Genomic DNA, 12,219 nt, shown 5'->3' with positions numbered 1-12,219 from the left:
CTCCTTCACAGCGGGTCAGCGCATCCAGAAGCGCGGAGTGAGGACATAGAGCGCCACCAGGATCTCCAAACGCCCCAACAGCATTTGCAGACATAAAATCCATTTTGCCGGATCGGGAAGCGTCGAGAAATTCCCTGCCGGACCAATTACCTCGCCCAGACCCGGCCCCACATTCGCAATGGCGGTGGCCGAGGCGGTCACCGCGGTCAGAAAATCAAGACCGAAGGCGGACAGGGCGACCGCCCCCGCCGCGAAGCACGCCACATACAATCCTGCAAACAAGGCCACCGAGGCGCTGTCCGTCGGCGTCAGACGCCGTCCGGCATGATGGGCCACCGTGATCGCATGGGGCGATGAGGCGGCCTGCAGACTGGCCCAGGTCGATTTGAGCATGATCTGGATGCGAAAGACCTTGAACCCGCCCGCCGTCGAGCCGGCGCACCCGCCCAGAAAGGTCAGGAAGAAGATCGTGGCCATCGCCAGCGGTCCCCAGAGCTGGTAATCGCCCGCTGCATATCCGGTGGTCGTCAGAACCGAGACCGCATTGAACAGCGCCAGACGCAGAGCGTCAGGATGCTCGGGCGGACCGCCCAGCTCGGCGGCGAACAATAATCCGCTCGCCAGGACCACGATCGCCAGCAGGCCCATGATCTCTTCGAACGCGCCCGGTCGCCGGCCTTCATGACGGCTGACCGCTCTCACATAGGCCAGAAACGGGATGGCGCCCGCCAGCATGAAGACGATCGCCACCCATTGCGCGCCGGGGGAAAAGCCGCCCATGGACTGGTCCGTCGTGGAATAGCCGCCTGTGGACACAGTGGTCAGGGCGTGCAGCACGGCGTCAAACCTGCTCATCCCGCTGAAGACATACCCCAATGCACACAGACAGGTCAGCGCCAGATAAAGCCCGGCGATGACGCCCGCCAGATGACCGGGCCGGGCGATCAGCTTGTCCGGTGAGCGATCGGAGGATTCCAGATGAAACAATTGCATTCCGCCTGAGCGCAACAAAGGCAGGATGGCGATGGACAGGCCGATGATCCCGATCCCGCCAATCCATTGCAACAGGGCGCGCCAAACCAGCAAGCTGGGCGGCTGCGCCTCCAGATGGCTGATCACCGTCGAGCCTGTGGTGGTGAGCCCGGAGACCGTTTCAAAGATGGCGTCGGTGATGCTCAGCCCCACCGCTTCTTCATGCAACGGGATCGCCATCAGCAAAGGCAGGCCGAACCAGGCGCCCAGGGTCAGAATGACAGCGCCGCGAAACCCCAGCCGCGCCCGCTCTCCCAGCCCGACCAGCGTCAGCACGCCGCCGAGAAAGCCGGAGATCAGCATGCAGGCGGCAAACCCTTCGCCGGCCCCGTCATGAACCAGAAGGTGCGAAGCCGCCATATGCAGGCCCGCCAAAACAGCCAGGCCCAGACACAAGACGCCCCAGATCAGGGACACATTTCGCAAATGGGGCATCATGCGCGCACCTCCAATGCCCATCCGGAACCGCCGGAGGAAAGGCCATGTCGCGATAAGGCGGGGTCTTTAGACCTGTGTTTGAAGGGGTTCAAGTCTGTCGCCTCCTGAAGAAGGGATATCCCCGGGCTTGAACTTGAATTGAATTCAATTCAAACTTTTGTCTGGAGGTGATGATGAACGTCCTGACACCCATGACATCCGGTCAGACTGGCCTCGTGTCAGCCCCCACCCTGCGGGGTCGGCGCACGCGAGAAAAACTGATTGATGCAGCCCGCGGCGCGTTGATTGAGGGCGCCGGAGCAGCCGAAATCACCGATATCGCCAACCGCGCCGGCGTCTCAGCCGGACTCGCCTATCATCATTTCGGCTCCAAGGACGGTCTGGTCGCGGCCGTCGTGGAAGATTTTTATGACCGGTACGCCAGCATTGCGAACCAGAACTTTCGGGGCGAGACCTGGACCCAGCGTGAAGTGCAGCGCGTGCGGGCGGTCGTCCGCTTTTTCCTGGAAGAGCCCTTTACCCGCACCCTGTTTGGCCCGCTGGGCCGTTCCAGCAGCGTCATGCAAGCCGAAAGCGTCTGCATGGCCATGCTGATCGAGCGTGGCGCGCGCAATATTTCACAAGGCCAGATGGACGGAGACCTGCCACGGCAAGCCGATCCCGAGATCGCCGCAGCCTTCGTGCTGGGAGGCTTGCGGCAATGCATGTCGATGGCGCTCAAAAACGCCGCCAATCCGGATGTGGACCAACTCGCGCACGCCATCTGGATCCTGATCGCCCAGAGCCTGGGACTGAGAGAGGGCAGCAAGTCATGAGCGAGACCCGAACCCTTGAAAGTCAGAACGATCTGTTCACGGCGGACCTGGCCGGGAAGCACAAACAGACCGCTGTGATTGGCCATCCGCCATCCAGTGATCTGCTCAAAGCCTATGATCGCGACGGCTATGTCATTTTGAAGGGGCTGCTGAGCGATGAGGTGCGCGAGACCGCTGAGGCCGCTTTGCGCAACCTGCTGGGTCCGACGGGCCGCAATGATTTTGAAGGCTTCAAGACCCAGCGTGCGTATGCGGTGTTAGCCAAGACACGCGCCCTGGACCTGCTGATCGCCCATCCGCAAATCCTGGGGATTCTCAAAGCACGGCTCCACGCCCAACCGCTATTGTCCGCCAGCCTCGCCATTAATATCGGACCCGGCGAAACGCCGCAGCTGCCCCACGCCGATGACGGGTTCTACCCGGACATGCGGCCGGACGCCCGCCATGGCCTGTCTGCGATCTGGGCGTTTGATCCCTTTACGAAAGACAATGGAGCCACGCGTATCTGGCCCGGCAGCCATCGCTGGGCTTCCGACCGCCGTCCCGGCCCTGAAGACCCCTGGACGCCCGCTGTCATGGAGCCGGGCGACGCTCTGGTTTTTCATGGCGGGCTCTGGCATGCGGGCGGCGAGAACGCCACAGGAGACGGACGGTTGGCGCTAACGGCGCAGTATTGCGCGCCCTGGCTGCGAACCCAGGAGAATATGAGCCTGTCTGTGCCGCCAGACATTGTGAGGACGCTCAGCGCTCCATTGCCTTCGCTGTTGGGCTATCAGATCCATCCCCCCTTCATGGGCCATGTGAACGGCATGCACCCCAACCGGCTTCTGGATCCGTCACCCTGATCCTGCCTGGACTCAAACCCGCAGATGCGGGGCGCGTTCGTCGCGAATCGCCATCTTCTCGGCGATGATCTCAACGGCCAGGCGCTCATAAAACGCCTGGTCTCGCACCGTCCGCCGCCAGTACAGCAACACCGGATGAATGGCGTCCGGGTGCGCCAGACGGCGAACCCGGAACGCAGGGTCCCGGATCGCCTCGCCGAGCGCATAAAGACTGGGCAGGACCGCAACAGCAGAACTGCGCGCCGCGATCTGCCGGATGGCGTCCAGACTGGATCCGCGATACTCGGTGCTGAGTTCGGCGCCAGCCTTCTGAGCCAATTCAGCGACAATCTCCGACAGGTGAAAATCCGGGCTCAGCGTCACAAGCCTGCGTCCTTTGAGAGCCTCGAGCGGCGCCGGCTCCACAGGCTGCATCAGCTCATCTTCCGGCGTGCTGCAAATCCACAGCGTCTCTTCAAACAGGGACTTGGTGCAGAAATCAGCCTGCGGTCCGCGTGAGGCGATGACAAAATCCACCTCCCCCTGAGCAAGCTTTCCCAAAAGCTCCTGGGAGGGCCCTTCAATGAAGCTGATTTGCAGATCGGGAAAAACCGACCGCAAACGCTGCGTAAATCGCGGCATGAAATAGGCGCCGATGGAGGGCAAAACCCCCGCGTTCAGATGATAGGCCTGCCGTGTCCGCAGCTCTTTGGTCTTCGCCTTGAATCCATAGGCCTGATTGAGCAGGGCGCGGGCGTCTTCCAGCAAGGCCTGGCCGGGCTGGCTGAGCGTGACCTGTCGCGATGACCGCTCAAACAGGCTTACTCCCAACTCCGCTTCAAGCGTTTGTATTTGCTTGGAGAGGCTGGGTTGAGTGACCGCCAGCTTGTCCGCCGCCTTACGGAAAGAGCACAGCTCCGCCACGGTCACAAAATACTCGATCTGGCGCAGCGTCGGCCGCATATCCACCCCTATCCATGCCCTGAAGCTATCAATCTAAGGCATAGTTTCCATTAGCAAACATCGCAACGCCTCACTAGCTCAGTGCGTATGGGCGACACGCCCTCCACAGCAAAGGGATTGTCATGAAAACATTCACTGTTTCCGCCATGCTCGCGTCGACATTGGCGCTGGGCGCCGCGCAGGCCTCCGATCATGCGATCACGGACGCTGATGTTCAGGCCGCTCAAGAGGCCTGGGGCGCAGGTATCGTCGCGATCGGCGCCGCCTATACTGCCGGTGAAGACTACGAGGCTGCTGCGCGCGCGCATATCGAACAGTTCTACGCCTATGACGGACACACGGTGTTGTTCAAACCGACTTTGGCGTCTGAAGACCAGTTCCGTGGCGACTTTGACGAAGCCCTCTCCTACTTCGTGGGCGGTGAGATCGAGGAAGATGGCGGCTTCGCCATCGCGCCCTACACCCAGGTGCGCTGGGAGAATGAAGCCACAATCATCGATTCCGACAGCGCGATGGCCATGGGCAATTACTTCTTCACGACAACCGAAAGCGAAGAAGTGAAGGTGGAATACAGCTTCGGCTATGTTCAGGATGAAGACGGCGAGCTGAAAATCGTCCTTCACCATTCCTCGCTGCCTTACACCCCGAACTAGATCGGGCAACGCAGCGCGGGGGTGACTGCTCCTCGCGCTGCGCATTCATCAAGGCATGCGACCACGGATCGTGCGGACTGCCCTGTTTGGAGCAATGTCCCCTCGCCACTCCGGTCAGACGCACGAAAAAGGGCGGCTCTATGAGCCGCCCTTAATCATTTCCAGTCCATCAAAGCGAGGTCTACAGCGAGCGCTGGATTTCCTCGACTTCGAAACATTCGATCACGTCGTTGACCTGAATGTCCTGGTAGTTCTCGAACGCCATGCCGCACTCGGTGCCGGCGCGCACTTCAGAGACTTCATCCTTGAAGCGGCGCAGCGTGGACAGGTGGCCCTGGTGGATCACCGTATCGTCACGCAGCAAACGCACGCCACAGCCGCGCTTCACCACACCCTCGGTCACGCGGCAACCCGCCACGCGTCCGGTCTTGGTGATGTTGAAGACTTCCAGCACCTGGGCGTAACCGATGAAGGTTTCGCGTTTTTCCGGCGCCAGCATGCCTTCCAGCGTGCCTTTCACGTCGTCGATCAGATCGTAGATCACCGAGTAGTAACGGATCTCCACGCCTTCTTTCTCGGCCAGGTCGCGCGCCTGCTTGTTGGCGCGGACGTTGAACGCGAAGATCGGCGAACCTGAGGCCTGGGCCAGCAGAACATCGCTTTCGGACACGCCGCCGGCGGCCGCATGGACGATCTTGGCCCGGACTTCCTCGTTGCCGACTTTTTCCAGGGCGCCGATGATCGCTTCGGCCGAACCTTGCACGTCCGCCTTGATCAGCAGCGGCAGCTCCTGAACTTCGTTGGACTTCAGCTTGGCCATCATCTGCTCAAGCGATGCGCCGCCGCCCGTCCGGGCCGCCGCAGCCTTGTCTCGCTTGACGCGTTCGCGGTATTCCACCAGCTCGCGCGCACGCGCTTCGCTGTCCACCACGGCGAAGACTTCACCGGGCTCCGGAGCGCCGTCGAGGCCGAGAATTTCGGCCGGCAGGGACGGACCCGCCTCTTTCATTTGCTGGCCGCGCTCGTTGACCAGCGCGCGCACCTTGCCCCACTGGGCGCCGGCCACGACGATGTCGCCGCGCTTCAGAGAGCCGCGCTTGACCAGACAGGTCGCAACCGGGCCGCGGCCCTTGTCGATCTGGGATTCAATCACAACGCCTTCCGCAGAGCGATCCGGGTTGGCTTTGAGCTCCAGGATCTCGGCCTGAAGGTTGATGGCGTCCATCAGCTCATCAAGGCCGGTTTTCTTCAGCGCCGAGACCGGCACCGCCTGAACGTCGCCGCCCATGTCTTCCACGAACACTTCGTACTGAAGCAGCTCCTGAAGCACTTTCTGAGGATCGGCGTCCGGCTTGTCGACCTTGTTGACCGCCACGATCATCGGCACGTTCGCCGCTTTGGCGTGGCTGATCGCCTCGATGGTCTGGGGCATGACGCCATCATCGGCCGCCACCACCAGGATCACGATATCGGTCGCCTGAGCGCCGCGAGAGCGCATGGAGGAGAACGCTGCGTGACCTGGCGTATCCAGGAAGGTGATCTTGTCACCGGATTTCAGCTCAACCTGATAGGCGCCGATATGCTGGGTGATCCCGCCCGCTTCGCCAGCGGCCACATCGGTGGACCGCAGGGCGTCGAGCAGCGAGGTCTTGCCGTGGTCGACGTGACCCATGACCGTCACCACAGGCGGGCGCGGCTTCTGGCTGTCTTCGGGATCCTCATCAGAGATGAAGCCGGTCTCCACGTCCGCCTCGGCGACGCGTTTCACGGTGTGACCGAACTCCTCGACAATCAGCTCGGCGATGTCGGCGTCCAGCATGTCGTTGGCGCGGACCATCTGACCCTGGGTCATCAGGAACTTCACCACGTCCGCCGCACGCTCGGCCATACGCTGGGCGAGGTCCTGCACGGTGATCGCTTCGGGCACGACCACTTCGCGAGCGACCTTGTCGCGCGACTGGCCGCCCTGGCTGCGACGCTGCTTTTCACGCTCGCGCGCCCGGCGCATGGACGCCAGCGAACGCTGACGGCCTTCATCATCCTCAACGAGGTTCTGAATGGTCAGCTTGCCCTGACGGCGCTTGGGCTCTTTGGTGCGCGAAGGTTGCGCCTTGTCGCCGCCCGGCGCGTCTTTCTTGGACTTCACCCGGCCGCCCATGGACTCAAGGATGTTGCGCGTATCCTCGGCATCGCCGCGATCGGCCTTGTCCTTGCCTTTGTCCGCCTTGCGAGACGGTGTCTTGCCAGACGGTTCCTCGGGCTGCTCGATGTCAGCCGGCGCAGACTTCTTGGCGGGCTTGGCGATCTTCGCCTGTTCGGCGGCGAGACGCGCAGCTTCCGCTTCAGCGATCGCGCGGCGCTCGTCGTCTTCACGACGCTGACGCTCTTCTTTCTCGCGCTGACGCATGTCCTCGAGCGCGCGACGTTCTTCGTCTTCGCGCGCCTGACGGGCCTGCTCTTCGACCTTCTGCTTGGCGGCGCGCTCTTCTTGCTCGGAGCGGGCGCGCAGAATGGCCTGCTGGCGCTTGATCAGTTCTTCTTCAGACAGACCCAGCTGCTTGGCTTTGGCGGCCAGCGCCGCGCGCGCCTTGTCTTTCTGGGTCAGCGGCGCGCCGGATTTGCCCGTCGCGGCGTCCTTGCCGGCAGGCCCGGGGCGCTTGCGCTTCTTCTCCACTACGACAGACTTCTGGCGTCCGCGCGCAAAACTTTGCTGCACGGTTCCAGAGGAACGTCCACCGATGGAGAGAGGCTTGCGGCCCGAATTATTGCGTTCGTCAGCGTCGCTCATAAGCGTCCTTGCCGCGGCTTTAGACATCTTCGGGCGGAACCCGGCCGCCGCGTGCGCCAGGGTCCGTCATCTGTTCAGGTCGCCTCCGGGAAGACCCGGCCTGAAGGCCCGCTAAACTAGCCAGCTTCCAAGGCGTTTCAACTCTTCTGTGCGCCTAGGCCCGCAGGATCGAGGTTAACGAACCCTGCAAGCTTCGACGCGAGGGCGGAAATCCCCGCCGCTTCCGGTCCTTGGGCCAAAGCCCCGTGAACCGCATTCCCAACGCCCAAGGCCCGACTGAGGGCGTCAGCGTCATAACATCCCAGCACCGGCGCGTCGCTTTCGATCGCCTTCGCCAGGTGGTCCAGCTTCTTGCGCCCGTCAGGGGCGGCGTCACTGGCTTCCAATCTCCACGCCGGTCCTGGCTCGGTCTGCAGCGCCAAACGCACCGCATCACTTCCCAGTTCCAGCCGGCCGGCGCGTCTCGCCAGCCCCAAAAGGTTCAGAACGCGCGCTTTCAGCAGCGCTTCGAACTGATCGGCCAAATCGTCAGGGGCCTCGACCGGTTGCTCGAACGCCCGGTTGAACAGGCGTTTTTTCACAGCCTTGTCGACCAGGGCCCTATCCGCCGTCACCCAACCGCCTCGGCCAGGCAAGCGCGCAGCCACATCGGGGGTTACGCGCCCTTCAGGGCTCAGCGCCACGCGAAGGAGGTCTTCCTCCCCCTTCACCTCTCCGGTGGCGACGCATCGGCGTTCGCGCACCGGTTTGGATCGGCCATGTCGCGCCCCGCGGCTCACGACTTCTCGTCTTCCTCCGTCGTGTCAGCGTCCAGGAGGTCAGCCAGATCAACACCCAGCTTTTCCGCTTCTGCTTCCAGATCGGAAAGGTCGATGTCTTCCAGATCGACATCGGAAGCCTCTTCGTCAAGGGCGTCGGCCTCAACCTCTTCAGCCTCGGGCTCAACTTGCGGCAGATCCTCTTCGGAAATCCAGCCGGCGATCACGCGCGCGCGCATGATCAGCATCTCGGCGTCTTCCGCCGACATGTCAGAGCCTTCCAGGATGCCCGGCTCGCGCACGCGCTCGCCATCGCGCGTCTCATACCAGCCGCGCAGATCGTCCGGGGTCAGACCCGCAAGATCCTCAATGGTGCAGATCTCGTTTTCGCCGAACTTGACCGCCATCGGCAGGTCGACGCCTTCGACCTCAAGAACCGCATCTTCAACGCCCAGCTCTTTGCGGCGGGCGTCTCGCTCAATGTCGCGCTTGTCGAGATACTCACGCGCCCGGGTCTGGATTTCCTGAGCCGTGTCGTCGTCAAAGCCTTCGATCACCGCAATTTCTTCGAGATCGACGAACGCGATGTCTTCCACTTCAGCAAAGCCTTCGGTGGCCAGCAGCTGGGCGATGACTTCATCCACATCCAGCGCATCCATGAAGGTGCTGGTGCGAACCGAGAACTCTTTCTGACGGCGCTCGGATTCTTCTTCCTCGGTCAGGATGTCGATGGCCCAGCCGGTCAGTTGGCTGGCCAGACGCACATTCTGGCCGCGACGGCCGATGGCGAGCGAGAGCTGGTCGTCAGGCACGACCACTTCGATCCGCTCGGCTTCATCATCGAGCACCACTTTGGCGACTTCCGCCGGCTGCAGGGCGTTGACGATGAAGGTCGCGGGATCGGGATTCCACGGAATGATGTCGATCTTTTCACCAGCCAGCTCGTTGACGACAGCCTGGACCCGGCTGCCGCGCATGCCCACGCAGGCGCCGACGGGATCAATGGAGCTGTCATTGGAGATAACGGCGATTTTCGCGCGGCTGCCCGGATCGCGGGCGACGCGCGGAATCTCGATCACGCCTTCATAGACTTCCGGCACTTCCTGCGCGAACAGGGCGGCCATGAAGTCCGGATGCGCGCGTGACAGGAAGATCTGCGGACCGCGGGTCTCTTCGCGCACGTCATAGATATAGGCGCGCACGCGGTCATTGACCTGCAGGCTTTCGCGCGGAATGCCGTCCGAGCGACGGATAATGGCTTCCGCCTTGCCCAGATCGATGATCACATTGCCGTATTCGACGCGCTTGACGATGCCGTTGACGATCTCGCCGATGCGATCCTTGTACTCGTTGAACTGGCGCTGGCGTTCAGCTTCGCGCACTTTCTGCGTGATCACCTGCTTGGCGGTCTGCGATGCGACGCGGCCAAACTCGATCGGGGGCAGTTCTTCTTCGTAGAAGGCGCCGATTTCGGCTTCGGGATCGCGTTTCTTGGCCTCATCCAGCGTGATCTGGTGCGCCTCGTTCTCAACCTCTTCAACCACGGTCGTGCGGCTGGTCAGACGCATCTCGCCGGTCTTGGGGTTGATGTTGCAATGGATGTCGAGCTCCGCGCCATAGCGCGAGCGGGCCGCCTTCTGGATCGCCTCTTCAATGGCTTCCAGCACGATCGACTCGTCGATCATCTTCTCCTGCGCCACCGCGCGGGCGATTTGCAGGATTTCCAGCTTGTTGGCGCTGACCCCGATGGCCATATCCGCGTTCCTTCTCGTTCTACTCGTCGGCCTGACCGTCTTCGCCCTCGATGGGACCGCGGGCCTTCAGGCTCGCCTCCACCAGAGCGTCGGTCATCACCAGCTTGGCGTCTGCAATCCAGTCAAACGGGATGACAGCCGTGTCTTCCTCGCCCGCCAGATCCATCAGCACGTTCTCATCCTCGATCCCGGCCAGCATGCCGCGGAAGCGCTTGCGGTTCTCCACTAGGCGATCGAGCTCGATCTTGGCTTCAAAGCCTTCCCAGCGCTGAAAATGCGACAGCGCGGTCAGGGGACGGTCAATGCCTGGCGAGGACACTTCAAGATCATACTCGCCAGAGACCGGATCCGTCTCCTCGAAAACGTCCGACAGCGCGCGGGACAGGCGCGCGCAGTCTTCCACGACCATGGTCCCGTCATGACGCTCCGCCATGATCTGAACCAGGGTCTTCTTGCCGCCCATCACGCGCACGCGCACAATCTCAAGATCCAGCGTTTCGGCGATCGGTTCTGCGATCTCGAGGATCCGTTGGTCTTGAGGGCTGCGTGCTTTCATGGGCGTCAAATATCTGTGTCTGGTCCGGACTGCGAGTACGAAAAAAGCGGCCCGGATGCCGAGCCGCTCGAACATGCCGTCCGGCATATCGAACTGTTGCGGGGCTTATACTTGCAGATCCACAAAAAAGCAATGGGGCGGGCTCAGCCACCTTTCCATACTTTAACTCCTCACGCCCGCACATTCGCGGACAATGAAGATCCAACAGGAGGCTCACCATGGTTATCGCACTGACCGCGCTCACGCTGGGACTGACCCTGCTCGCCCAGGATGCACCGAGTTTTGACGCCCTTGCCCCGGACGCGCGCACGCGCCTGGCTGGCTGCGGCGTTGATGAGACCCGGTTTCTATCGCTTATGGCGCTGGAGCAAAACGCCTTTGATCAGGATTTTTCAGGCGGCTGGCGACCTGTCGGCGATGAGCCTGGCTGCGAACAAGCCGCTGCGGATCTGCTGATCGCTTACATGGATCAGTCGCCGCATTTCAATCCTGAGCGGCCCGGCGTAATCGGCTGGCATGCAGGACAAATGCTCGCCATGAGCGGCGAAACAGAACAGGCCATCGCCTATTTCGACGCCGCCCGCTTCTCCAACGCCGACTGGAATCTCTATGTCGACGCCACCATCGCCTTCATGCGCAGGGACCGAGCGGCGGCGGAGGCGGCGCGGGCCGCCCTTGCGACCATGCCCCCCAGCGAGGAGGAGATGGCCGCACGCCGTCAGTTCCTCGCCGACAATCCACACATTCGCATGCCGGATGGCTATGTGGAGCAACCCCAGAATCTGAATGTGGTCGACCGGCTTTTGACCTGCTGGGACGCGCCCTATGCCGACGCCTATTCGGGCGCCTGTTAGAGCTAGATCTTCAGGAAATCAAAGAACACCGGCTCGATGTCGCCCAGATGCTTGGACTGATAGCGGGTGACAATGTGGTCGGGCGGATTTTCACGCCAGTCTGACGCCTGTTCGCCCGTCCATGTCAGCCCCTCCGTATCCATCAGGATCGGCAGGGCGTGATCGGCGTAGGCGCGCACATCCGTCGCCAAGCGCAAACGCCCGCCCGGCTTCAGAAGCCGGGCAAATTCCGCTGCGGTGTCGGGCTGAACGAAGCGGCGCTTGGCGTGGCGCTTTTTCGGCCAGGGATCGGGGAACAGCAAGAAGATCTTCTCGAACGCCCCATCGGGCATGCGGATCATTTCATCGCGGGCGTCCGAGCGTTTGACGCGCACGTTCTTGAGATCGTGATCGTCGATGCCCACCAGCGCTTTCGCAACACCGTTCAGAAACGGCTCAATTCCGAAAAAGCCGGTCTTTGGCGCGCGTTGCGCCTGACCGATCAAATGCTCGGCGCCGCCAAAGCCCACTTCCAGCACGTATGTCTCAAAGCCAGGAAGCAGCGCCTTGGGGTCCAGATCACCTTCATCGGGCCATTGCAAAGCCGGCAGGCGCGTCTCCACCAGCGTTTGTTGACGCTCGGTCAGTTTGTGCCCGCTTGCGCGGCCATACAGGCGCCGGTTCTGGGGACGGTCTTGAGATTGGGCGTCGGGTCGAGTCTGGGTCATGACGGCCCTTTACCGGCCCTGCGCAAAAAAACAAAGAGCCGGGCTGAAACAACCCGGCTCCCTGCACAGTCCGTTCG

At 62.2% G+C, this 12,219-nt stretch carries 11 protein-coding genes; 4 read left to right on the top strand and 7 right to left on the bottom strand.

Translation table 11 applies throughout. The features are described from left to right. Positions 1–15: 15 nt before the first annotated feature. Positions 16–1,467 (bottom strand): TrkH family potassium uptake protein, encoded by a 1,452-nt coding sequence (locus B3M53_RS03620; protein WP_286799648.1) that lies wholly within the window; start codon positions 1,465–1,467, stop codon positions 16–18. Between the two features lie 176 nt (positions 1,468–1,643). Here B3M53_RS03620 and B3M53_RS03615 point away from each other — a divergent pair, with 176 nt between their 5' ends. Further along, positions 1,644–2,285 carry a TetR/AcrR family transcriptional regulator gene (locus B3M53_RS03615; RefSeq protein ID WP_273020971.1) on the top strand — a complete coding sequence of 214 codons (642 nt, stop codon included), beginning with the start codon at positions 1,644–1,646 and terminating at the stop codon, positions 2,283–2,285. After that, positions 2,282–3,130, top strand: a complete 849-nt coding sequence (locus tag B3M53_RS03610) for a phytanoyl-CoA dioxygenase family protein (protein WP_273020969.1) — start codon at positions 2,282–2,284, stop codon at positions 3,128–3,130. Before B3M53_RS03615 ends, B3M53_RS03610 begins: the two co-directional genes overlap by 4 nt. A 12-nt stretch (positions 3,131–3,142) precedes the next feature. Here B3M53_RS03610 and B3M53_RS03605 read toward each other — a convergent pair whose 3' ends face one another. After that, on the bottom strand, positions 3,143–4,072 hold the full coding sequence (locus B3M53_RS03605) for a LysR family transcriptional regulator (RefSeq protein ID WP_273020968.1): 930 nt from the start codon (positions 4,070–4,072) through the stop codon (positions 3,143–3,145). 122 nt (positions 4,073–4,194) lie between these two features. Between B3M53_RS03605 and B3M53_RS03600 the strand changes: the two genes are divergently transcribed. Further along, positions 4,195–4,725 carry a hypothetical protein gene (locus B3M53_RS03600; protein ID WP_273020966.1) on the top strand — a complete coding sequence of 177 codons (531 nt, stop codon included), beginning with the start codon at positions 4,195–4,197 and terminating at the stop codon, positions 4,723–4,725. A 181-nt stretch (positions 4,726–4,906) separates the two neighbouring features. On the opposite strand, the gene infB is transcribed toward B3M53_RS03600, so the two are convergent. The 4 genes from infB to rimP form a co-directional block, all read right to left on the bottom strand. After that, positions 4,907–7,513: a translation initiation factor IF-2 gene (gene infB / locus B3M53_RS03595; protein ID WP_273020964.1), complete on the bottom strand. Its 2,607-nt coding sequence runs from the start codon at positions 7,511–7,513 to the stop codon at positions 4,907–4,909. A gap of 137 nt (positions 7,514–7,650) precedes the next feature. Further along, a complete protein-coding gene (locus B3M53_RS03590; protein ID WP_273020962.1) occupies positions 7,651–8,292 on the bottom strand; it encodes an RNA-binding protein in 642 nt (213 codons plus the stop codon). Continuing rightward, complete coding sequence (nusA, locus tag B3M53_RS03585) at positions 8,289–10,025, bottom strand: transcription termination factor NusA (protein WP_160092861.1); 1,737 nt, start codon at positions 10,023–10,025, stop codon at positions 8,289–8,291. The genes B3M53_RS03590 and nusA overlap by 4 nt, the downstream gene beginning before the upstream one ends. A gap of 19 nt (positions 10,026–10,044) precedes the next feature. Next, complete coding sequence (gene rimP, locus B3M53_RS03580; protein WP_022700802.1) at positions 10,045–10,581, bottom strand: ribosome maturation factor RimP; 537 nt, start codon at positions 10,579–10,581, stop codon at positions 10,045–10,047. Positions 10,582–10,799: 218 nt separating this feature from the next. Here rimP and B3M53_RS03575 point away from each other — a divergent pair, with 218 nt between their 5' ends. Further along, the gene (locus tag B3M53_RS03575; RefSeq protein WP_273020959.1) at positions 10,800–11,435 is read left to right on the top strand and encodes a hypothetical protein; all 636 of its coding nucleotides are present in this window, start codon (positions 10,800–10,802) and stop codon (positions 11,433–11,435) included. A gap of 2 nt (positions 11,436–11,437) precedes the next feature. Here the strand turns inward: B3M53_RS03575 and trmB are convergent, their stop codons facing one another. After that, positions 11,438–12,142, bottom strand: coding sequence for a tRNA (guanosine(46)-N7)-methyltransferase TrmB (trmB, locus tag B3M53_RS03570; RefSeq protein ID WP_273020958.1), 705 nt, complete (start codon positions 12,140–12,142; stop codon positions 11,438–11,440). Positions 12,143–12,219: the final 77 nt, after the last annotated feature.

This window comes from Oceanicaulis sp. UBA2681 (genome assembly GCF_002354675.1).
Classification (GTDB): domain Bacteria; phylum Pseudomonadota; class Alphaproteobacteria; order Caulobacterales; family Maricaulaceae; genus Oceanicaulis; species Oceanicaulis alexandrii.
Note: the sequence above shows the minus strand (reverse complement) of the source record. Positions and strands in the feature narration are given on the sequence as shown.

Bases quoted from the DNA above. Each gene is read 5' to 3' on its own strand.
- B3M53_RS03620 (WP_286799648.1), bottom strand. From the start codon at position 1,467: ATGCCCCATTTGCGAAATGTGTCCCTGATCTGGGGCGTCTTGTGTCTG.
- B3M53_RS03615 (WP_273020971.1), top strand. From the start codon at position 1,644: ATGAACGTCCTGACACCCATGACATCCGGTCAGACTGGCCTCGTGTCA.
- B3M53_RS03610 (WP_273020969.1), top strand. From the start codon at position 2,282: ATGAGCGAGACCCGAACCCTTGAAAGTCAGAACGATCTGTTCACGGCG.
- B3M53_RS03605 (WP_273020968.1), bottom strand. From the start codon at position 4,072: ATGCGGCCGACGCTGCGCCAGATCGAGTATTTTGTGACCGTGGCGGAG.
- B3M53_RS03600 (WP_273020966.1), top strand. From the start codon at position 4,195: ATGAAAACATTCACTGTTTCCGCCATGCTCGCGTCGACATTGGCGCTG.
- infB (WP_273020964.1), bottom strand. From the start codon at position 7,513: ATGAGCGACGCTGACGAACGCAATAATTCGGGCCGCAAGCCTCTCTCC.
- nusA (WP_160092861.1), bottom strand. From the start codon at position 10,025: ATGGCCATCGGGGTCAGCGCCAACAAGCTGGAAATCCTGCAAATCGCC.
- rimP (WP_022700802.1), bottom strand. From the start codon at position 10,581: ATGAAAGCACGCAGCCCTCAAGACCAACGGATCCTCGAGATCGCAGAA.
- B3M53_RS03575 (WP_273020959.1), top strand. From the start codon at position 10,800: ATGGTTATCGCACTGACCGCGCTCACGCTGGGACTGACCCTGCTCGCC.
- trmB (WP_273020958.1), bottom strand. From the start codon at position 12,142: ATGACCCAGACTCGACCCGACGCCCAATCTCAAGACCGTCCCCAGAAC.